Annotated in this window: 18 protein-coding genes and 1 pseudogene; 5 read left to right on the top strand and 14 right to left on the bottom strand. The window is 63.8% G+C overall.

The features are described 5' to 3' along the window. Positions 1 to 24: 24 nt before the first annotated feature. From O4220_RS23645 to O4220_RS23625, 5 genes are all read right to left on the bottom strand, one after another. Positions 25 to 705, bottom strand: a complete 681-nt coding sequence (locus O4220_RS23645) for a DUF4232 domain-containing protein (protein ID WP_269607975.1) — start codon at positions 703 to 705, stop codon at positions 25 to 27. A gap of 27 nt (positions 706 to 732) precedes the next feature. After that, positions 733 to 1170, bottom strand: a complete 438-nt coding sequence (locus O4220_RS23640; protein WP_269607974.1) for a hypothetical protein — start codon at positions 1168 to 1170, stop codon at positions 733 to 735. A gap of 160 nt (positions 1171 to 1330) precedes the next feature. After that, a complete protein-coding gene (locus tag O4220_RS23635) occupies positions 1331 to 1891 on the bottom strand; it encodes a TetR family transcriptional regulator (protein ID WP_269607973.1) in 561 nt (186 codons plus the stop codon). After that, positions 1888 to 3174, bottom strand: a complete 1287-nt coding sequence (locus O4220_RS23630; RefSeq protein WP_269607972.1) for a competence/damage-inducible protein A — start codon at positions 3172 to 3174, stop codon at positions 1888 to 1890. The genes O4220_RS23635 and O4220_RS23630 overlap by 4 nt, the downstream gene beginning before the upstream one ends. A 63-nt stretch (positions 3175 to 3237) precedes the next feature. Then, on the bottom strand, positions 3238 to 3792 hold the full coding sequence (locus O4220_RS23625) for a helix-turn-helix domain-containing protein (RefSeq protein ID WP_269607971.1): 555 nt from the start codon (positions 3790 to 3792) through the stop codon (positions 3238 to 3240). Positions 3793 to 3926: 134 nt separating this feature from the next. Between O4220_RS23625 and O4220_RS23620 the strand changes: the two genes are divergently transcribed. Then, positions 3927 to 5222 (top strand): CynX/NimT family MFS transporter, encoded by a 1296-nt coding sequence (locus tag O4220_RS23620; RefSeq protein WP_269607969.1) that lies wholly within the window; start codon positions 3927 to 3929, stop codon positions 5220 to 5222. Between the two features lie 305 nt (positions 5223 to 5527). On the opposite strand, the pseudogene O4220_RS23615 reads toward O4220_RS23620, so the two are convergent. Both O4220_RS23615 and O4220_RS23610 read right to left on the bottom strand, forming a co-directional pair. Continuing rightward, positions 5528 to 6922, bottom strand: a pseudogene (locus O4220_RS23615) (LLM class flavin-dependent oxidoreductase); the annotation flags it as partial. Positions 6923 to 6984: 62 nt separating this feature from the next. Beyond that, complete coding sequence (locus O4220_RS23610) at positions 6985 to 7272, bottom strand: hypothetical protein (RefSeq protein WP_269607968.1); 288 nt, start codon at positions 7270 to 7272, stop codon at positions 6985 to 6987. A gap of 182 nt (positions 7273 to 7454) precedes the next feature. Here O4220_RS23610 and O4220_RS23605 point away from each other — a divergent pair, with 182 nt between their 5' ends. The 4 genes from O4220_RS23605 (at position 7455) to O4220_RS23590 (ending at position 11968) form a co-directional block, all read left to right on the top strand. Then, positions 7455 to 8114, top strand: coding sequence for a response regulator transcription factor (locus O4220_RS23605; RefSeq protein WP_269607966.1), 660 nt, complete (start codon positions 7455 to 7457; stop codon positions 8112 to 8114). A gap of 1 nt (position 8115) precedes the next feature. After that, positions 8116 to 9516, top strand: a complete 1401-nt coding sequence (locus O4220_RS23600; RefSeq protein WP_269607965.1) for a sensor histidine kinase — start codon at positions 8116 to 8118, stop codon at positions 9514 to 9516. Between the two features lie 123 nt (positions 9517 to 9639). Further along, positions 9640 to 11004 (top strand): MFS transporter, encoded by a 1365-nt coding sequence (locus O4220_RS23595; protein WP_269607964.1) that lies wholly within the window; start codon positions 9640 to 9642, stop codon positions 11002 to 11004. A 25-nt stretch (positions 11005 to 11029) separates the two neighbouring features. After that, on the top strand, positions 11030 to 11968 hold the full coding sequence (locus O4220_RS23590; protein WP_269607963.1) for a TAXI family TRAP transporter solute-binding subunit: 939 nt from the start codon (positions 11030 to 11032) through the stop codon (positions 11966 to 11968). A 17-nt stretch (positions 11969 to 11985) separates the two neighbouring features. Here the strand turns inward: O4220_RS23590 and araA are convergent, their stop codons facing one another. From araA to O4220_RS23555, 7 genes are read right to left on the bottom strand one after another with little or no spacing between them, the layout of a single operon-like run. Then, a complete protein-coding gene (gene araA, locus O4220_RS23585; RefSeq protein ID WP_269607962.1) occupies positions 11986 to 13470 on the bottom strand; it encodes an L-arabinose isomerase in 1485 nt (494 codons plus the stop codon). A gap of 39 nt (positions 13471 to 13509) precedes the next feature. After that, entirely contained in the window at positions 13510 to 14187 is a 678-nt protein-coding gene (locus O4220_RS23580; protein ID WP_269607961.1) for an L-ribulose-5-phosphate 4-epimerase, read from the bottom strand. Further along, the gene (gene araB / locus O4220_RS23575) at positions 14184 to 15857 is read right to left on the bottom strand and encodes a ribulokinase (protein ID WP_269607959.1); all 1674 of its coding nucleotides are present in this window, start codon (positions 15855 to 15857) and stop codon (positions 14184 to 14186) included. Before araB ends, O4220_RS23580 begins: the two co-directional genes overlap by 4 nt. After that, positions 15847 to 16884 (bottom strand): LacI family DNA-binding transcriptional regulator, encoded by a 1038-nt coding sequence (locus O4220_RS23570; RefSeq protein ID WP_269607958.1) that lies wholly within the window; start codon positions 16882 to 16884, stop codon positions 15847 to 15849. The genes araB and O4220_RS23570 overlap by 11 nt, the downstream gene beginning before the upstream one ends. Further along, complete coding sequence (gene yjfF, locus O4220_RS23565; protein WP_269607957.1) at positions 16881 to 17918, bottom strand: galactofuranose ABC transporter, permease protein YjfF; 1038 nt, start codon at positions 17916 to 17918, stop codon at positions 16881 to 16883. The genes O4220_RS23570 and yjfF overlap by 4 nt, the downstream gene beginning before the upstream one ends. Beyond that, positions 17915 to 18979, bottom strand: a complete 1065-nt coding sequence (locus O4220_RS23560; RefSeq protein WP_269607956.1) for an ABC transporter permease — start codon at positions 18977 to 18979, stop codon at positions 17915 to 17917. The genes yjfF and O4220_RS23560 overlap by 4 nt, the downstream gene beginning before the upstream one ends. Beyond that, positions 18976 to 20607, bottom strand: a complete 1632-nt coding sequence (locus O4220_RS23555; RefSeq protein ID WP_269607955.1) for a sugar ABC transporter ATP-binding protein — start codon at positions 20605 to 20607, stop codon at positions 18976 to 18978. The genes O4220_RS23560 and O4220_RS23555 overlap by 4 nt, the downstream gene beginning before the upstream one ends. Between the last annotated feature and the right edge of the window lie 4 nt (positions 20608 to 20611).

Raw genomic sequence — 20611 nt, 5'->3', positions numbered from 1 at the left:
CCCGTCCGGCGCTCCGGTGTCGACTCAGTCGACGGGCCCGCTGAATGCACCGATGTAGCTCGCCGGATGCGTCGCACCGTCTTGACGCTGCACGCCGACCGTTGCGGGGAAGGGAAGCGTCATCACCGTCGTGTCCCCGGGTGCGGTAGTCAGGAATGCAGTCGGGATCCATGCCCGCTCGTCGTTCTTGTCGACCGTGCCGAGAGTCAGATCGGCAACCGCGGCCGCCCCGGGTTCGAGGGTGATCGTGGTCGACGGCGTGGTCTCGCCGCGCGCCAAGTCGTACTCCTGTCCGAGACCGTCGACGTCGGGCCCTTCCAGCGTTGCTCCGGGAAAGCCCGTGACGTTGCACGGCACGGATCCGGAGTTGGTGTAGCGCAACGCAACCGTTGTCTGCACATCGCTCGGCGTGACGTCACCGAGGGTGGGGGTGATGTCTGCAGCGGTGCACGCCGCAACGGCGGCCGCGCCCGAACTGTCGTCCTTATCGGCACCGCCGTCCGTGGGCCCACCCGGTGACGACCCGTCGAAGTTGCCGCTCTCTCCCGAGACCGTGGCGGAGGGTTCACCCTGAACAGGCTGCTGCACAGCCGATGTTGGCGGCGAAGATGCGGTATCCGTCGGTGCCGTATCCACGGTGGTGCATCCGGTCAGTGCGATCAGGCCGACGATTCCGAACGCCGAAGCCGTTCCGATTCTGTTCACTGTGCTCTCCTGCTCCTGAAGCACTTGTCAGGGAATCTGGACCGTGCCCGATGCTCTGTCGGTGGTGTGCGGCCCGTTGGTGGTCAATGTGTATTCGACGAGGCCGTGTCCCGAAAAGGTCTTCAGCCCGTAGTTCACCAGACCGCTGGTGACCGGGATGTCGTCCGAACCTGTTCTGCCGGTGGCTGGTTCCTTCCAGCTGAGCGTGGCGGTGAGGTCGCACGGGCCGATGCCCAGGTATCGAACGTCCGGTCCGACGATCACGTAGGAGTTCGATTCCGCGCCGGGTCGAATGGACACGTCGATCTTTGCGGCACAGAACCCCGCCTGGGGCAGGCTGTATGTCTCGAGAGTCAACGGTGAGGAAAGCGGATCGGCCGATGCGGTACCGACGGCGACCGAGGTTGCCGCTGCAGCCGTCAGTGCCAGAATGGTCGAGACTCGTCGAACGGTGTTGTGCACCATGCGTACTCCTTGCTGAGCTGTACCCCGGTAAAACGAAGGTGTCGTGGGTGTGCCGAATGCGCAAACCCTTACTTCGCCTAACGATAACATCAAAACTGAATCATGCAAGGTTTAGTGAGCGTGAAAGGGGGTTCTGCCGATCACCCGACAGTGGCAGGCGCTATCGGTTCATGTCGAGCAGAACGGTGGTGAACCTTCGCATTCGGGCCGCGACGTCGATGGTGGGATCGGAAATCCACTGCAGTTGTAGCCCTTCGGCCAGCGCGGCCACAGCGTCGATGGTCTCCGGGTCGGCGTCGGGCGCGAGTCGGGCGATCACACTGACAACACCCGCACGGTGCTCGGCCATGAAGGCGTGTGCGGGATGAGCGGGATCGGCCGCTGCAGCGGACATGTCGACGAACAGCTTCGTCAGTCCTGGAGTCGTGGTCGTCTCGGCCAGGTAGGCGTTCTGCCCCTCTGCTGTGCTGAGATCGTGCAGAGCCGCAGCGTCCTCGTCGCGGCGGCGGAGGATCGCGACGAACAATTCGTCCTTCGAGCCGAAATGGTGGAGCACGCCCGCTTCGGTGACTCCGGCCGCTTCGGCGATGTCGCGTAGGCGTGGACCGAGTCTGTCGCTGGTTGCATACGCGTTCAACGCGGCTTCGAGGATTGCCGATCTGCGCGCGGCTCCCTTGGGTGATCGTCGGCGAGCAGTGACCCGGTCGGAGCCCTCGGTCATCGGTCGGGCTTCAACGCGTCGGCGAGCATGTGCATCGCTGCCGTGGTGGACAACGCACGCACACTTGCCCGGTCGCCCGGAAGAAGGAGTGTGCGGGTGACGGTCGGTCGGTCGGCGGCGGCGATCGCGAAGCACACGGTGCCGACCGGTTTGAGCTCGGTGCCGCCCCCCGGTCCTGCTATTCCGCTGGTGGATACCGCGATGTCGACGCCCAGTCGGTGCCGTGCGCCCTCGGCCATCGATGCAGCCACCGGTTCGCTGACGGCTCCGTGCTGTTCGATGGACTCGGTGGGAACGTCGAGTAGGCCTGTCTTCGTCTCGTTCGCGTAGGACACCACAGCGCCGATCACGTACGCCGACGAGCCTGCGCGATCGGTGAGCCGGGCCGCGATCATGCCGCCGGTGCACGATTCCGCAGTGGCGATTCTTCGGCCGGTCAGTCGGTCGGCCACGATGTCGTCGATGGTCGATCCGTCGGTCGAAAAGACTTGTGCGCCATGATGCTTTCCGATGAGACCGACGAGATCGGAGTATGCGGGTGCCGCCGGCTCCGCATAGCGGGTCACCATTTCGAGCTCTCCGAGACTCAGGCAAGTGGTGATCTCGAGAGCGTCGAATCCTTCGATGGCACGCTCTGCCGTCCGCAATGTTGCGGCGAGATCGGCTTCGGACAGTTTGTAGGCGCGAATGGTGTCCTGACGGATCTGCGCGCGTCGAGTCAAGACCTGGGCGATGGGCGCGCACGCGAGAGCCTCGCTCCACATCGCCTGCAGTTCGCGGGGAGGGCCGGGCAAGATCAACACCGCCGGAAGCGTCCCGGACTCGTTCGCTGATATCGCCACGCCAGGCGCAGTTCCGGTGGGCGAAATAGATTGCGCGCCTTCGGGAACCATGGCTTGCTTGCGAATTCCCGCCTTCAGCGGCTCGGAGTCGACAGCCGAGCTGAGCCGGCTGCGCCAACGCTCGACGATCTCTGAGATTCGTTTCTCGAGTCGAACATCGAGGTGCATCTCTCGGCCGTACAGCGCAGCGACAGTCGCCACCGTGAGATCGTCGGCGGTCGGACCGAGGCCTCCGGTGGTGATGATCAGATCGACGCGCTGGTCCGCGAGAAATTGCACTTGCGCCGTCAGGTCATCGGGTCGGTCGCCACAGATCGTGATGTGTGCGACGTCGACGCCGAGCTCGAGGAGTTGCTGGGCTACCCACGGGCCGTTTCGGTCGGCGACCCGACCGGCCAGAACCTCGGTCCCCGTGACCACCACACCCGCTCGTACAGTCATTCTCCGACCTTACTGTCCTCGACCTCGCCATGATTCGCCGTGGCCTCTCTTCGCCGCGGGACGTCAGTGGGCGCGCGTGGTGGTGGACACCAGCAGTGCGCGCGCGGGTTCGTCGCCGAGTGCTCGGACGGAATGAGCGTTCAGCGACGGGAAGTGCAGCGCATCTCCGGTGTCGAGTCGAACATTGTCGTTTCCGATGGTGACCTCCACCGAGCCGTCCAGTATGTAGAGCCACTCCTCGCCGGAGTGGTGGGCAACCGGGGCATCCGAGGCGGGCGGGATGGTCAACAGGACGGCATCGATACCGGGGTAGTTGCCGGACAGGGGCGTCATCGCACCGTTGGCAGATTCGTGGGGACGTTGCTCTCCGGCTTTCACCAGATGAAACGCGAGGGTCGGCTCCTCGGCAACGAGTTCACTCAACGTCACCTGGAACACGCGCGCAAGCTCGATCAACGTGCCCACCGACGACTGCCGACTCCCTGACTCGATACGTGAGAGCTGCGTGGTCGACAGGCCGATCCGTTCTCCGAGGGCGGCCAGTGTACAGCCCCGTTCGCGGCGAAGGCTCGCAATCCTGCGTCCGATCCAGTTCTCGTCACTCGGATGGTCTGGCATGAAAGAAATGGTACGCACACCGACATTCTCAATGTTGCCTTATAGGTCACCGAAATTGCCCACAGGGTTGATTTGTCGGTGCCCGCCTGCGATGGTCGATCACGGACCATGGCAATTCGTTGATGGGAGCAGTGGTGACCGATACCGGTTCGGAACACCCGTCGGGCAGCCTGGAAGGTTTCGATCGAACAGCTGTCTCCGTGGTGGGCACGGGTGCCGCAGTGGCAGCAATCGTCCTGCTCGGCCTCGATCTGCGCTTGGTATTCGGCAGTGCCTCGGCGGTGCTCGCCGAAATTCGACAGTCCTACGCCCTCGGCTCCGGTTCGGCCGCACTACTGACCACCGCGCCGGTCCTGTGCCTGGGTGTTTTTGCCGTGGCCGCGACTCGGGCGGTTCGGCGATGGACCGTACCCGTCGTGCTGACCGGATGCCTGATGCTGATTCTCGTCGGGACAGCGCTGCGGGGCGCGCCATGGTGGCCGGTGCTGATGATCGGAACTCTGCTCGCTGGGATGGGCATCGCAGTGGCGAACGTTCTCGGTCCGGTGTTGATCCGACTGCTCTTCCCACACCGAGTCGGATGGATGACGGGGTTGTTCACCGCACTGGTCAGTGCCAGCGCAGGAATCGCCTCGGGAGCCACGATCCCGATCGACTCGTCGGTATTCCACAGCTGGCGAACGACTCTCATGGCCTGGGCGATACCGTCAGTCTTCGCACTGGCGGCCATGGCACTTCTCGCATGGCGGTATCGCCACGTCGACCACGCGACGACCTCCGCGACCCGATCTGCCGCGCCGAGGTGGCAGACCGCTGTTCTGCGATCATCTGTCGCTTGGGCGGTGACCGGATTCATGGGACTGCAATCGCTGCTCGCGTATTCGATGATTGCGTGGCTCCCCACGATCTACCGAGATCGTGGGCTCAGTGCCGAGAACGCGGGATTGCTGCTGACTGCGCTGTCGGTGTCGAGCATCGCCACGGCGCTGACTGTCCCCGTACTCGCCGCCCGCATTCGTCGGCAGAGTGTGCTGGCAATTGCTGTCGTCGCATTGTCCGTCGTGGGATTGATCGGTGTTCTGACAGGCAGTAACGAGCTGGCTCCGGTGTGGGCGATTCTGCTCGGATTCGGTCAGGGAGGCCAACTTTCGCTCGCTCTGACGCTCATCAATCTACGAGCATCGAATACTGCGACGGCAACGAGTCTGTCGACCATGGCGCAATCCATCGGCTACCTCGTTGCCGCAGCGGGACCGGTCGCGGTGGGGGCGATCCACAGCTCGACCGGCTCGTGGACCGCGCCCCTTCTCGCCCTGCTGGCGGTCATGATTCCGCTGACACTGTGCGGATGGCTGGCGGGGCGAGATACACCGGTGACGTCGGTCGATCAGACCGTCAACAAGGATTTGACGGCCAGCAAGTCGACCTGACGAATGACCGGCGGTTCTGCGAGAAGTTCTTGTTGCCGTTCGCGGAGAGATTTCACGATCGTGCCGTGGATGTGATCCTGGCGTCCGTCCTCGTCGGGGAAGGTGTCGTAGATCGCAAATCGATTGTCGTCCAGCTTGATCGCGTACCACGTTGTGGTCCCGGGTTCGTCGACTGCGTGAGCGTGCATTTCGGTCAGCCAGGTTTCCAGAGCATCGACGGTGTCGGGCTTCGCTGTGAGTGTGACCAGAAGGCCGACGTTGCGAGGTGCCACACGGATCGTCGTCGGCGGGGCCTGCTTCGGGGCAGGCTTCGCCGTGGGTCGGAAGGACGCGCCGGGGTGATCGTCCCGTAGCCGCGGTTGTCCGAGCACCAATTCACGTAGAGAGGTGGCCTCGGTTCGGTTGGTGTCGGGAATCAACCCACGACGACGGAGCTCGGGGGTGATCAATTCACCGAAGTCACGGAACGTCTCGAAGTTGGTGACGCGAGCGATGTTGAAACCGTCGACGTCGGCAACCTCGATCCACTCCTCGAAGTGATCGACGATGGTCTTCGGTGAGCCGACGATGCTTGCGCTCATTCCGCCGACGCACAGCCACTCCGCCAGTTTCCTCGGTGTCCATACCAATTCGCTGTCGACGCGAGTGAGCATGTCGCTGAATGCGCGGATGCCGTCGCCTCGGAACTGGTCCAACGGCTTGTCGGGGTCGGCTCCCGAGAGATCGACTCCGGTCCAACCGCCCCACAGTGCCAGTGCGGCATCGACCTGAGCATGCTTCTGGACCTGCAGCAGCTTCTCGTGGGCAAGTTCGTCGGTCTCGGCAACGATGGGGGTGAGCATCATGATGATCTTCAGGCTTCGCGGATCACGCCCCTGCTCGGCTGCGAGCATCCGGTACTGATCGACGATGGGCCGCACATCGTGCGGGTTGACTCCGACGAGGAACACCGCTTCTGCGTGCTTCGCGGCGAACTTGCGGCCCCGAGCCGACGCGCCTGCTTGGAACAGAAACGGGGTGCGCTGCGGCGAAGGCTCACCGAGGTGGGCACCGGGGACCGTGAAGTACTTGCCGGCGTGGTCGATGTCGTGCACTTTGGACGGCTCGGTGTACACGCCTCGCGCGCGGTCGCGCACCACCGCGTCCTCTTCCCACGAGCCCTCCCACAGCTTGTAGCAGACCTCCATGAACTCGTCCGCGATCTCGTAGCGCTCGTCGTGCGAGATCTGCTGCGTCAAACCGAGATTGATCGCTGCACTCTGTTGGTAGGACGTGACAACGTTCCACGCCACTCGCCCCTTGGTGAGGTGGTCGAGGGTCGTCATGGTCTTGGCGAACTTGTACGGCAACTCGTAGGTGGACGAGACCGTCGCCCCGTAACTCAGCGTCTTCGTGGCTGCGGCCATGGCCGAGATCGTCAACAGTGGATCGGCGACCGGAGCCTGTGCGGCGGTACGGAGTGCAGCGTCTCGATTGCCGCCGTACACGTCGTAGAAGCCCAAGACATCGGCGAGGAAGAGGATGTCGAACCCCGCGGCCTCCAACGTCTGCGCCAGTTCCACCCAGTACTCGATGTCGGTGTATCGGTGGGTCTGATCATCGGCATCGGTCCACATGCCTGGGTTCTGGTGCACCACGCACGCCATGTCGAAAGCGCTCAGAACGAGCTGCTTGCGTGCGGTGTCCGGCCCTGCGTTCATGTACGGCTCTTTCGATCGATGTGTCGTGTACGAGGTCGGACCTGCGGTAATCGCAGGAGGCTTCAGGCTTTGGCTGCGATGACGTCGAACGGCTGCACCGTCGGCGCTCGGTCCAGCAGCTCATCGGACAGTCGCGTCAATACCGGATGTGTGTCGGTATCCGATCTGTCCGAATACTCGGAGGAGTCGAAGATTCCGAACTCGGTGTTGGTGATTCGGTACGCGTACCACGTGGCGGTCTTCGGATCTCGAGCCACGGCCCCCAGCGCCTCGCCGAGAATGGCAGCGACCTCGTCCTGCTTTCCGTCTTTTGCGACGAGGTGAATCAGTGTTCCGCTGTTGAGCGCCATACGAGGGGAAAGTCCTCACTGTCGGGCAGACCAGGAGTCCACCACATCGATTCGAGCAGAGCATCAACCCCGAAAGTAACCCGCGCGCACGGACGCGGCCACCCTTCGAATCACTCTGATTCGAAGCCTGGCCACCGTGCACCGGGCGTGCGAAAGCGGATGGTGGCCTAGTCTCGAGGTCGATGCGCATTGCTGTGGTGGAGGACGACGACGGAGTCGGTGACGCGTTGGTGGACGCGTTGACCGAGGTGGGGCATGCCCCTGTTCGCATGCGCCGCGGTGCGGACGTGCTCCTCGGTCATCACCGGATGGACGTAGTGCTACTGGATCTCGGGCTGCCGGACATGGACGGACTCGAAGTCCTTCGTAAGCTACGGACCCTGAGTTCGGTTCCGGTGGTGGTGCTCACCGCGCGCGACGACGAGCGGTCGGTGGTGCGGGCTCTGCGCGCCGGCGCGGACGATTACGTGGTCAAGCCGGCTCGGTTGGGGGAGTTGCATGCGAGGCTCGAGGTGGCGGCGCGGCGTCGGAGCGCGACGATCGATGCCGGCGCAGACAGAGTGGTTCTCGGCGACATCGCCGTCGATCTCGTCGGCCGAGGGGTCGAAGTCGACGGACGAGACATCGCACTGACCACCAAGGAGTTCGACCTTCTGGCTCATCTGGTGACTCGACGCGGCGAAGCGGTCAGCCGGGAGCAGTTGATGGACGCCATCTGGGGTGACGCGTACGTCGCGATTTCGCGGACGCTCGATGTGCACATGACGGCCTTGCGTTCCAAGCTCGATCGGCCGGGCACCATCGTCACCATCCGCGGCTTCGGCTACCGCTGGGACAGTTGACGTGCGCCTGCGTGTACTGATGGTGCTGATGATCTACTCGACTGTCGTCGTGCTGGCGTTGGCGGTGCCGTTGGCTCTGTTGGTGGGCAGGGAGCGGGCCCAGAGATTCACGGAGAACAGGACAGCCGCCGCCACGTTTTTCGCCGATCTGGGTTCGCGAGAGGACTGGTCCGGTATTCCTCGCCTTCAGGAGTCTGTGCAGCGTTACACAAATCTGTACGACGAGGGAATCGCCGTCGTCGACCGCAACGGGCAGGCGCGTGCCTTGTCGGGTCTGGACTTCGACCGCGCCGACGTGCAGCAGGCCATCGCAGGGGCGTTGCGAAATCAGCGGGGTGACCTACCGTCGAGTCTGACTCCGTGGTCGCAGTCGACGGCGTTGATCACTGCCCCGGTCGGCGGGGGAACCCAGGTGGACGGCGCGGTGGTCCTCGAGGCGTCGACTACCCCGGCCCGTCGGGATGTCGGTACTGCCTGGATGGTGATCGCCGGCGGAGCTCTTCTCATTCTCGCAACGGTGGCAGTGATCGCTGTTGCGTTGTCACGTTGGGTTGTTCGGCCACTGACCGCGCTGTCGTCGCGCGTTCACTCGTTCGGTGGCAAGTTCCACGATCAGCTTCCGATCGACGAGGTCCCGAGCGCAGAGCCCGCCGCCTACGATGGGCCGCCGGAGGTTCGCGAACTCTCCCGAGCATTCGACGCCATGGCCGACGACGTGGAGGCAGCCACCGCGGCGCAGCGACGATTGGTGGCAGATACTGCGCATGCTCTCCGTAATCCGTTGGCGGCGTTGAGAATCCGAATCGATGTGCTCGGGATGCGAGTACCCGAGTCGGCAGCCGAAGTGCACCGTCGGACAACCCTCGAGGTCGACCGCCTCAGTGCCGTCGTCGAAGACCTACTCGTTCTCGCGGCCGCCGAAACACCGTCCGGCACCCGATCGACGGCGTGCGACCCCAGCACTGTCATTGCGGATCGGAAGGAGTTCTGGTCGAGCGCAGTGGCATCGGCGGGAATGAGTGTGGACGTCTCGTCGCGAGAGTCCGATGAGGACGGCCGAGTGCCGATGACGGAGGACGACCTGACTCGAATTTTCGATGCTCTGCTGAGCAATGCAACCAAGTACGCAGGGGCCGGTTCGGAAATCGAGATCGGCCGTCGGACATCGGACACCGACGTCACGATGTGGGTGTCCGATACCGGGCCCGGCGTGCCTGACGACGAGCTGCCGAAGGTCGTCGATCGATTCTTCCGGGCGTCGACTGCTCGCGGGGACGGAACCGGCCTCGGTCTGTCCATCGTCCATGCGCTCGCCGAGCGGGCGGGCGGATCCCTCCGGGTCGTGGCGCGTCGACCGTCGGGACTGAATGTGGAGATTCGGCTACCGAGGGTCGTTTCCTAAGGGAGTGTTAGGAATCGCGAAACAGCTTGGTTTCGCGCTGTGCTTGCCGTCACAGTAGGGGGACTTCGGTTGCCGACTGCCAGCCGGCAGCCCACCGCCCGCTGAATGTGGAAGGACCAGAGCATGGCCAACGAGGCCACGTCGATCTCCGGCTCGCCGCGATCGACCCCACCCATCTCGTCTCCCGCCGCCACTCGTCGCGCCGTGTACAACACGTTGCGCGGGTCGTCGGGCAACCTCGTCGAGTGGTACGACGTATACGTCTACACCGTCTTCGCGACCTACTTCGAGAACCAGTTCTTCGACTCGGCCGACAAGAACTCGACGATCTACGTCTACGGCATCTTCGCGGTCACCTTCCTGATGCGTCCGGTCGGTTCGTGGTTCTTCGGACGCTACGCAGATCGCAAAGGCCGTCGTGCCGCGTTGACGTTCAGTGTCTCGTTGATGGCGGCATGCTCGATGGTCATCGCGTTCACCCCCGGGCGGGAGAGCATAGGCGTGTGGGCCGCTGTCATCCTCATCCTGTGCCGTCTGGTGCAGGGGTTCGCCACCGGTGGTGAGTACGGAGCGTCGGCCACTTATATGTCCGAGGCCGCAACCCGTGAGCGTCGCGGATTCTTCTCCTCGTTCCAGTACGTCACGCTGATCGGCGGACACGTTCTGGCGCAGGTGACGCTGTTGCTGATGCAGGTCTTCTTCGAGCGGGAGCAGATCGAGGACTTCGGTTGGCGGATTGCGTTCTTCATCGGTGGCGTCGCCGCAGTGGTCGTCTTCTGGCTGCGCCGCAGTATGGACGAGTCGCTGACCAAGGACCAGCTCGAGGCCGTTCGTAGCGGAGCCGATCAATCTTCGGGATCCATGAAAGAACTGGTCACCAGGCATTGGCGTGCTCTCTTGATCTGCTTCATGGTGACGGCCGGTGGCACCATCGCGTTCTACACCTACAGCGTCAACGCACCCTCGATGATCAAGGCGGCGTACGAGGACCGCGGAATGACCGGAACATGGATCAACCTGTTCGGGCTGGTCTTCCTCATGCTGCTGCAGCCCATCGGTGGGTTGATCAGCGACAAGGTCGGTCGCAAGCCACTGCTCGTCTTCTTCGGCGTCGGCGGGGTGCTGTACACCTACGTACTCATCACCTATCTGCCGTCGGCCACGTCGGTGGTGCAGTCCTTGGCGCTGGTCTGCGTGGGTTACGTCATTCTCACCGGCTACACCTCGATCAATGCCATCGTCAAAGCCGAGCTGTTCCCCTCCCACATCCGTGCACTCGGCGTCGGTTTGGGATACGCGCTCGCGAACTCTGCCTTCGGCGGTACCGCTCCGTTGATCTACCAAGCTGCGAAGAACGGCGGGCACGTCGGCTGGTTCATCCTCTACGTGACGATCGTCATCGCCATTTCGCTTCTGGTCTACATCTTCGTTCTGCGGAACAAGACGGAGACCGTCCTCGACCGGGAGCAGGGGCGAGCCTTCGAGTGAACCGTGACGCCCTAGGGTGTCTGACATGACCCGGCCCGCAGCGTTGTTCTCTCGAAGAACAGCTCTGCGGGCCGCTGTGGTTTCTTCGGTGGCAGCTGCGATGGGAGCCTGCGCATCGGAACCGCCGCCACGGTTGCGTCTCGCCGCGGGCGAGATCGGCGGCTTCTTCTGGGAGTTTGCAGGCTTGTTGGCCGACGGTGCCGCAGAGGCCGGTGCAGCGGATATCGTTCCGTTGACGTCGGCGGGTTCCATCGACAACCTCGGGGCCCTCGGCACCGGACGGGCCGAGTTGGCGCTGACTCTCATCGACGCGGCGTACAGCGATCCCAGTGCAGATCTCGCGGCGGTCGGGTGCGTGTACGAGAACTACTTCCAGGTCGCGGTACGAGCGGACTCCGACATCCGGACCGCAGGTGATCTGCGGGGTCGCCGGGTGAGTATCGGAGCCACGGGGTCCGGTGCGACCATGGTGTCGCAACGTGTCCTCGACGCCGTGGGTGTGTCCGGATCAGCTGCGGTCGAACAGGTGCAGATGCCGATGAGTGCGGCGTCGGATGCATTGGCCGACAACGAGATCGACGCAGTGATGTGGGCGGGTGGATTGCCGACCCCGGCGTTCGCCGCGCCTCGAACCGCGATCCGCTTGCTCGATCTGGGAGCCGTCGTCGCTGATCTGCGCCGCGAATTCGGTACCGCCTACGAGGCGGTGCTCGTTCCGGCGAACGTGTACGGCGAGCATCCCGAGGTGACGACCGTCGGGATTCCGAACGTGCTCTTGGCGCACCCCGAGGTGCCCGATGCTGTTGTCGCGAAACTGGTGGCCGTGCTGCTCGATCGATCGTCCGCACTGGTTCCGGGGCAAGCGGTGGGGAGTCAGTTCCTCGACGCCCGCTCGCTCGTCATGACCGGCAGCATTCCCTTGCATCCCGGGGCCGAACAGGAATACCGCCGACGACACGGGTGAATGAAGGCGCTACGAGCTCACAACCTCGCAGCCAGCCGATGGTAGGCCGCATTCCATCGCAGTGTTTGCTGGAACCCGCGTGTAGTGGTGCTGGAATCGATGGCGAGCAGCTCGACCCCGATCATGTCCGAGAATGCCTCCAGTACGGGCAGACCGATGGCCGTGCTCAGGACAGTGTGGTGGGGCGCGCCGGCCGTCAACCACGATTCTGCCGACACCGACAACGACGGCTGTGGTTCCCACACTGCACATGCGACAGGTAGCTTCGGCAAAGCCTCGTCGGGTTCGACCACGTCGATCACGTTGGCCGTCAGGCGGAATCGCTCGCCGACGTCGGACAGTCCCACGACGACGCCGTGTCCTGGATCGGCTGTGAATCGCAGCCGCACCGGATCCTCGCGTCCGCCGATCGACAGTGGATGGATTTCCAATGTGGGGCGCGACGTCGTGATGGACGGGCACACCTCGAGCATGTGTGCGCCGAGGATCTTCTCCTCACCGGGGACGAGGTGGTAGGTGTAGTCCTCCATGAAGGACGTACCGCCGTCCAGTCCCTCAGCCATCACCTTCATGCCCCGCAACAACATCGACGTCTTCCAGTCGCCCTCGCCACCGAAGCCGTAACCGTCGGCCATCAGTCGCTGCACCGCCAATCCCGGCAACTGACGCAGCCCCCCGAGGTCCTCGAAATTGGTGGTGAACGCCTTGAATCCGCCGTCGGTGAGGAATTGCCGCAGTCCCGCTTCGACGCGTGCGCCGTAGCGGAGGGAGTCGTGCCGGTCCCCGTCTGTGTCCAGACTCGGGGCGATGTCGTAGAGCGATCGATATTCGTCGATGAGCTCGGAGACGGCAACATCACCGACGCTGTCGACTACTTCCACGAGATCGTTGACGCCGTACGTGTTCACAGAGACGCCGAACCGCAGCTGCGCCTCGACCTTGTCTCCCTCGGTGACCGCGACGTCGCGCATGTTGTCGCCGAAACGGGCCAGTTTCAGCGACCGCAACTCGGCCCGGCCGAGTGCCGCACGTGCCCACTGCTCCGCCCGCGTCCGTACCGATGGATTGTCGACGTGGCCTGCGACGGTGGTACGCAGTACGCCGACCCTGGATTCGATGTGGCCGAACTCTCGATCACCGTGCGCAGCCTGGTTGAGATTCATGAACTCCATGTCGATCGTGGACCACGGCAACGACATTCCGGCTTGGGTGTGCAGGTGCAGCAGTGGAACGTCCAGTGCATCGAGGCCTGCAATCCACATCTTGGCGGGGGAGAAAGTGTGCATCCAGGTGACGACGCCGATGCAGTCGTCGGCGGCGTTGGCCTCGCGCATGCACCGCAGGATGGACGAGGCGTCGAGCAGCACCGGCTTCCAGACCACCGAGACGGGAAGGGCCGCATCGAGTTTGTCTGCAATCTCCCGTGATTGGACTGCTACTTGCTCGAGCGTCTCGGGACCGTAAAGGCCTTGGCTGCCGGTGAGAAACCATACTTCGGACATGGAGAATGTACCTTCCGTGGAAAGAGTGAGTGGCGCCGGTCAGCGCTGGCCGTAGACGTTCTGATAGCGGTCGTACAGTGCATCGACCGAGGATCGCGGAATGGGAAGTGGTTGTCCCAGTTGATAAGCCAGGTGAACTGACCGTGCGACGTCCTCGCACATGACGGCTGCCTTCACAGCGGATCGGGCGGATGGGCCCACCGCAAAGACACCGTGGTTCTGCATCAGGATCGCAGGGGACCGACTGTCGGCGAGGGTGTCGACGATGCCGCGGCCGATCGAGTCGTCGCCGATGACGGCGAACGGACCCACCGGAATGTCTCCGCCGAATTCGTCGGCGCACATCGTGGTGACGACCGGAATGGGTTCTCCTCGTGCCGCCCATGCGACCGCATAAGGCGAATGAGTGTGCACCACACCGTTGATGTGGTCGAGATGGCGATAGACGTATGCCTGTGCCTCGGTGTCCGACGACGGCGAGTGGTCGCCTTCGACCACTCGACCGTGCAGATCGCACACCACCATGTTGTCCGGCGTCAGATCGTCGTAGGAGACGCCGCTCGGCTTGATGACCATGAGGTCTCGACCGGGAACGCGCGCGGACACGTTGCCCGCCGTCCACACGACCAATCCGTAGCGCACCAATTCCGCATGCAGTGCGCACACGTCCTTGCGGATTTCCGCGACGACCTCGCGAACATCGTCGACAACTGTCATTTCGCTTCCAGCTTCCTGGTCAGGGCTGCGCGTCGAAGTGATCGCAGCCGGCGCATGGTCGGTACGTCCCGACCGAAGCGATCGTGCAGTTCCAGATAGATCTCGTACAGCGAGTCGTATGCTTCCGAGCGGGCCTCGTCCGGAACGAATGCCCCGCGGCGAACCTTGCCCATCGATTTCGATGCCACCGGCACGTCGGGATAGCAGTCGGCGGCGACTGCAGCATGGATTGCGGAACCCAGGGCAGGTCCCTGTGCGGAAGCGATGACCGACAAGGGCATTCGCAGTACATCCGCATAGATCTGCATCAGCAACGGGTTGCGGGCAAGCCCGCCCGCCACCACGAATTCTTCGACCGGAACGCCGCTGTCGCGGAAGGTCTCGACGATGACGCGGGTGCCGAACGCCGTTGCTTCCAGCAAGGCGCGGTAGGTGTCCTCCGGCCGCGTCGCCAGTGTCGATCCGATGACCAGACCGGACAGCTCGTGATCGACCAGGATCGACCGATTTCCGCTGTGCCAGTCCAGGGCAACCAATCCGTGCTCGCCCACGTCCTGTGTCTGAGCGAGCCGAGTCAGGTGCTCGTGGACCGACTCACCGGCTGCGGCAGCTGCCTCACTGTAGGACGCGGGAACCGAGGTGCGCGTGAACCATCCGAAGATGTCGCCGACGCCGCTCTGTCCTGCCTCGTATCCGAAGGATCCGGCGACGATACCGCCGTCGACCACCCCGCACATACCGGGAACTTCCTTCAGCACAGTCGAACTCATCACGTGACACGTCGAGGTCCCCATGATCGCAACCATCCGGCCCGGTTCCACTGCACCCGCTGCGGGCGCGGTCACGTGCGCGTCGACGTTGCCGACCGCAACGGCGATGCCCTCTGGCAGCCCCGTCCATTCAGCAGCCTCGGCGGTCAACGTACCTGCGCGAGCACCCAAATCGCCCAACGGCTGATCGAGTTTGTCGGCTACGAAAGCGGCGAAGCCCGGTGCCAGCTCGGAGAGGAAGTCCACGGACGGGTAGTGCCCGTCCTGGTAGATCCCTTTGTATCCGGCGGTGCAGGCGTTCCGCACATAGTTTCCGCACAGCTGCCAGACAATCCAGTCGGCTGCCTCGACCCACCGGTCCATGGCCCCGTAGATCTCGGCGTCTTCCTCCAGAATCTGCAGGGCTTTGGCGAATTCCCATTCCGAGGAGATCAAGCCGCCGTAGCGGGGGAGCCAGCTTTCGCCGCGTCGGGCGGCCAGTTCGTTGATGCGATCGGCTTGTCCCTGTGCCGCATGGTGTTTCCACAGTTTGACGTATGCGTGTGGTCGGTCGGCGAATCGCGGGTCTTCGCTCAGCGGGGTGCCGTCCGCGTAGGTGGGCACCATGGTGCATGCGGTGAAGTCGGTCCCGATTCCCACTACCTGTTGCGGGGAGATGCCCGCAGCAGCCATCGCAGCGGGCACCGCGCGGCGGAGGACGTCGCGATAGTCGTCCGGTACCTGTAGAGCCCACGCGTCGGGCAGTCGGACGGCACCGCCCGGCAGAGTTTCCTCGAGCACAGCGTGTCGGTATTCGTGCACGGCAGATGCGATTTCGGCACCATCGGACACGCGGACGACTACGGCACGGCCGGAGAGAGTGCCGTAGTCCACTCCTACCGTGTAGCGGTCACTGGACATGCGATTCTCCTATTTGTGGTGCACTGGTGCTGGACGAGCGGACTACGAGTTCGGGTTCGATGGAGGCCTCGGGCGGGGCGGTGTCGTCGAGTGCCGCGCGCAGGACATCGATTGCGCGTCTGCCGACTTCGGTGAAGTCCTGCCGGATCGTCGTCAGTGGTGGGATCAGGAAAGCGGCTTCGGGGATGTCGTCGAACCCGACGACGGCGAAGTCCTCGGGCACACGACGCCCACTCTCGTGGAATGCACGCAACAGGCCGAGGGCCATCTGGTCGTTGGCGCAGAATGCGGCGGTGACGGTGTGGTCTTCGGCGAGGCGAAGCCCGTTTTCGTAGCCACTGCGTGCGGACCAGTCACCGCGGAGGACCGGAGTCCACGGTAGCCCGGCGTCGTCGAGCGCATCCTGCCAACCTTGTTCGCGCCCTCGCGATTCGGTCCATCCCTGTGGGCCGGACAGATGCACGATGCGCTCGTGGCCTGCCTCGATCAGGTGCCGCGTAGCCAGCCGAGCGCCGCCGATCTGATCGATACCCACGGTCCACGTCGAGGTGGCGGGGTCGCCCTCGACGACGACGACGGGAACGACGGACTCTTCGGATCGGGCGGCGGCCACCGCGTCGTCGGTTGCGGCGATCAACACGATGCCCTCGACTCCTTGGTCGTGCAGGTGATGCAGTGCGCCGACCAGTTCGCCGTGGGTGAGCGTTGCGAGACTGACCGCGCTGACGGAGAATCCAGCGTCACGTGCTGCGCTCTGGACGGTGCGGTGCGTGGTGCTCGGCCCCCAGAAACCGCCCTTGGAGCCGATGATTCCGATCGAGGCGGAGCGCTTGGTGACCAGTGCCCTGGCCGCGCGATTCGGACGGTAGCCGAGTTGATCGATGGCGTTCTGAACTCGGTCCCGTGTTTCGGGACGCAGATTGTTCTGGCCGTTGATCACTCGCGACACCGTCTGGTGAGATACCCCGGCCAGTCGGGCGACGTCGGTCATGACGGGTGCTTTGCCGTCGATCCCCGTGTTGGTCACTTCTTCCTCGCTGTCAGCAGGCGCTGGGCGACGACGAACACGAGGAGCAGCACTCCGATCGTGATGCGCGTCCACCACGAGCTCAGGGTTCCGTCGAATGCGATGAAAGTCTGTATGGCACCGAGGATCAGGACTCCCACCAGTGAGCCGAGGACGTACCCGCGGCCGCCGGTGAGCAGTGTTCCGCCGATCACCACCGCGGCGATGGCGTCGAGTTCCATGCCGACGGCGTTGAGGCTGTAACCCGACAGAGCATAGAACGAGAACAGCAGGCCGGCGAGCGCCGCGCAGAATCCGCTGATGGTGTAGACGCCCACTTTCACGGCCGCCACCTTGAGGCCCATCAGCAGTGCGGACGCTTCGTTGCCGCCGACGCCGTAGACCGAACGTCCGAAACGAGTGCAGGCCAACACGTATGCAGCGATCGACACGGTGATCAGTGCTATGACCACGCTCCAGGTGATCGTGTAGCCGCCGGGTAGTTCGATGACGGCGAAGGCGATGGACGAGAACGTATCGTCGGTGATCGGGATGGATTCGACGCCGATCATGTAACACAGACCCCGGGCGAGGAACATGCCTGCGAGCGTGGCGACGAACGGTTGGATCTGCAGGTAGTGGATCAGTGCGCCCATGACGGTGCCGAGCACGGCACCGCACAGCAACACCACGGCCATGACCAGCAGTGGCGGCCAGCCCAATTGCAGTGTGCGCGCAGCGATCATGGTCGACAGGGCGACGACGGATCCAACGGACAGATCGATTCCGCCGGTGAGGATGACGAAGGTCATTCCTACCGCCAGGACGATCAGGAACGAGTTGTCTATCAGCAGTGAGAGAAACACCTGAGGATCGGCGAAGCCGCTGTAGCGAAACTCTCCGAGTCCGAACAGACCGATGAACAGAGCGAACGTGGCGATGACGGGGAGAAAACGAGACGGTGGGGAGTACCGCTTCACGCGGTCCCAGGCCGACGGCGTGGGACCCGGCGCTGCCGAGGTGGTCGTGGGGGGAGCAGTCATGAGGTCGCTCACGGTCGTACCGCCTTGGAGGAGTCGGTGCGGAACCACGTCCGCAGAGATGCGCGGGCTCGCGGTGACTGCAACAGACAGACCACGATGATGACGACCGCTTTGAACAGGTAGTTGGCCTCGGACGGGATGCCGACATTGGTGATGGTGCGGGTGAGGGTGCCGATCAGCAGGGCACCGACCACGGTGCCGGCGATGGAGAACCGGCCGCCGGTCAGAGCCGTTCCGCCGATGACGACAGCGAGGATCGCGTCGAGCTCGATCCACTGGCCGAGGCTGTTCGCATTCACCGAGTTGGTGTTCGCGGCGATGATCAGACCGGCCATTCCCGAGCACACTGCGGCGAACACGTAGACCGTCCAGACGATCGTGCGTGACTGGACCCCGGCCAATCTGCTCGCCTCCGGATTGATCCCGACGGCCTCGACGAGCATTCCCAGCGCAGTGCGTCGAGTCAGCAGTGCGGTCGCCGCCACCACCGCGAGCGCGATGATCAGTGCCAGTGGCAATCCGAGGAGCGTGCCCGACGCGAGCTTGCTGAACGCCGGGTTGTTGACGGTGGTGATGTTTCCGTCGGTGATCAACATGGCGAGCCCGCGGCCGGCGACCATCAGAATCAGCGTCGCGATGATGGGTTGAATGCCGAAGACCGACACCAGAAGCCCGTTCCACAGACCGAGCAGCAGGCACGCTCCCAGTGCCCACACAACGGCCATGATCATCGTCGTCGTGGCTCCCTCGTCCGGTGCCGCAACAATTCGAGTGCACGCAACCGCGGCAGCGATGACGGCCACTGCGCCGACGGAGAGGTCGATTCCGCGAGTTGCCACCACCAGCGTCATGCCGACGGCCACCAGGATGAGCGGCGCGGAATTGCGCGCAATATCGACGACGTTTCCGAACAGGCCGCCGTTCTCGATCCTGATGTCGAGAAAATCAGGTGTGACAACGACATTGACCACGATCAGGGCGATCAACGCCAGCAGCGGCCAGAGGACGGGCTGAGAGAACGCGGCGCGCACGCGGGCGGGTGCGGTGGCCGACGGTTCGAGGGTGCGGGTCATGATGCGACATTCCTGTCGGTGGTCGGAGTGGTGGCCGCGACGGGCTCGTCGGTGCGGACCCCGGCGGCGATGGTGGCGAGCACGTCGCCGACCGTTACACCGTCATTGATTCGCTCGTCGATCTTGCGGTGATCTCGCATGACCACGATGCGGTCACTGAGACGCAGAATCTCTTCGAGCTCCGCGGAGATGAACACCACCGACATTCCGCGCGCGGCCAGATCGGCTACCAGAGTCTGTATCTGTGCCTTCGCGCCGATGTCGATGCCGCGCGTCGGTTCGTCCAGAATCAGCAGCTCGGGTTCGGTGATGAGCCAGCGGGCAAGGAGCACCTTCTGCTGATTTCCGCCGGACAGATTGCGCATCAACGCGTTCGGGTCGGCGGGTCTGATGTCGAGTGCGGTGATGTACTCCTGGACGAGCGCGCTGCGGGTGGAACGAGGGATGGGACGAAGCCACCCACGCTTGGCCTGCAGCGCGAGCAGCATGTTGTCTGCCACCGTCAGATCGGCCACGACGCCGTCGGCCTTGCGATCTTCACTGGTGAGAGCGATACGCTGGTCAGCGGCCTGGCGTGGGCTACGAATGCGGTGCTTGGTCGAATGCACTTCGATCGATCCGGAGTCCGATCGATCGGCTCCACCGAGCAGGCGAGCGAGCTCGGTACGGCCGGACCCGAGCAGACCTGCGATGCCGACGACCTGTCCGGCGTGCAGACACAGATCGGTTGCTTCGAGTGCGCCCTTGCGGCCGATACCCAGCACTTCCACGACGGGCGTCTGTTCTGCAGGGACGAGTACTGGCTCGCGGCTGTCGAGTTCGCGCAAGGTGTCCAGCTCTCGCCCGATCATCAATTCGACCAACTCGAACTGTGGAGTGTCGGCAACCAGGCGTTCGGAGACCAGCTTTCCGTTGCGCAGGATCGTCATTCGGTCGGAGATACGGTAGATCTGATCGAGGAAATGCGACACGAACACGATGGACGTACCGTCTGCCCGAAGCCGTTCGATGACGGAGTGCAGAGTTTCGACCTCGTCCTTGTCGAGACTCGAGGTCGGCTCGTCCAGAATGAGTACGCGGGCATCGACATCGACCGCACGGGCGATGGCGACGAGCTGTTGCACAGCGATCGGGTGATCGCCGAGTACCGACGACGGCTCGATGTCGAGCCCGAGCCGATCGAGAGTCGTTCGGGCACGGCGGTTCATTGCACGCGTGTCGATACCGCCGATGGCACCCAACAGTTTTCCGGGGAGGCGTCGGGGCTCGCGGCCCAGGAGCATGTTCTCTGCGACAGTCAGATTCGGAAGAAGGTTCACTTCCTGGTAGACGGTGCTGATACCTGCAGCCTGGGCCGCGCTCGGAGTAGCGAACTCGTGTGCGGTTCCGTCGATGGTGACGGTTCCGCGGTCGATCGAGTAGACCCCGGTCAGTGCCTTGATCAACGTCGACTTACCGGCACCGTTCTCACCCATCAGTGAATGCACTTCGCCGGGGAAGAGTCGCAACGACACCCCGTCGAGGGCTCGGACGGCGCCGAAGGTGATGGAGATGTCCTTCATCTCCACGAGTGGAATCGGTTCCGCGGTGGGAACCGGCCCCGCGGTGGGAACGGCATCGGTATGCATGAGT

This window comes from Rhodococcus ruber, assembly GCF_027270735.1.
In the GTDB taxonomy this organism is placed as follows: domain Bacteria; phylum Actinomycetota; class Actinomycetes; order Mycobacteriales; family Mycobacteriaceae; genus Rhodococcoides; species Rhodococcoides rubrum_A.
This window is presented reverse-complemented; position numbering and strand designations above follow the sequence as displayed.

Excerpts from the sequence above, each read along its gene's own strand:
- O4220_RS23640 (WP_269607974.1), bottom strand. The coding sequence starts at position 1,170 with ATGGTGCACAACACCGTTCGACGAGTCTCGACCATTCTGGCACTGACG.
- O4220_RS23635 (WP_269607973.1), bottom strand. The coding sequence starts at position 1,891 with ATGACCGAGGGCTCCGACCGGGTCACTGCTCGCCGACGATCACCCAAG.
- O4220_RS23630 (WP_269607972.1), bottom strand. The coding sequence starts at position 3,174 with ATGACTGTACGAGCGGGTGTGGTGGTCACGGGGACCGAGGTTCTGGCC.
- O4220_RS23625 (WP_269607971.1), bottom strand. The coding sequence starts at position 3,792 with ATGCCAGACCATCCGAGTGACGAGAACTGGATCGGACGCAGGATTGCG.
- O4220_RS23610 (WP_269607968.1), bottom strand. The coding sequence starts at position 7,272 with ATGGCGCTCAACAGCGGAACACTGATTCACCTCGTCGCAAAAGACGGA.
- O4220_RS23605 (WP_269607966.1), top strand. The coding sequence starts at position 7,455 with ATGCGCATTGCTGTGGTGGAGGACGACGACGGAGTCGGTGACGCGTTG.
- O4220_RS23595 (WP_269607964.1), top strand. The coding sequence starts at position 9,640 with ATGGCCAACGAGGCCACGTCGATCTCCGGCTCGCCGCGATCGACCCCA.
- O4220_RS23590 (WP_269607963.1), top strand. The coding sequence starts at position 11,030 with ATGACCCGGCCCGCAGCGTTGTTCTCTCGAAGAACAGCTCTGCGGGCC.
- araA (WP_269607962.1), bottom strand. The coding sequence starts at position 13,470 with ATGTCCGAAGTATGGTTTCTCACCGGCAGCCAAGGCCTTTACGGTCCC.
- O4220_RS23580 (WP_269607961.1), bottom strand. The coding sequence starts at position 14,187 with ATGACAGTTGTCGACGATGTTCGCGAGGTCGTCGCGGAAATCCGCAAG.
- araB (WP_269607959.1), bottom strand. The coding sequence starts at position 15,857 with ATGTCCAGTGACCGCTACACGGTAGGAGTGGACTACGGCACTCTCTCC.
- O4220_RS23560 (WP_269607956.1), bottom strand. The coding sequence starts at position 18,979 with ATGACCCGCACCCTCGAACCGTCGGCCACCGCACCCGCCCGCGTGCGC.
- O4220_RS23555 (WP_269607955.1), bottom strand. The coding sequence starts at position 20,607 with ATGCATACCGATGCCGTTCCCACCGCGGGGCCGGTTCCCACCGCGGAA.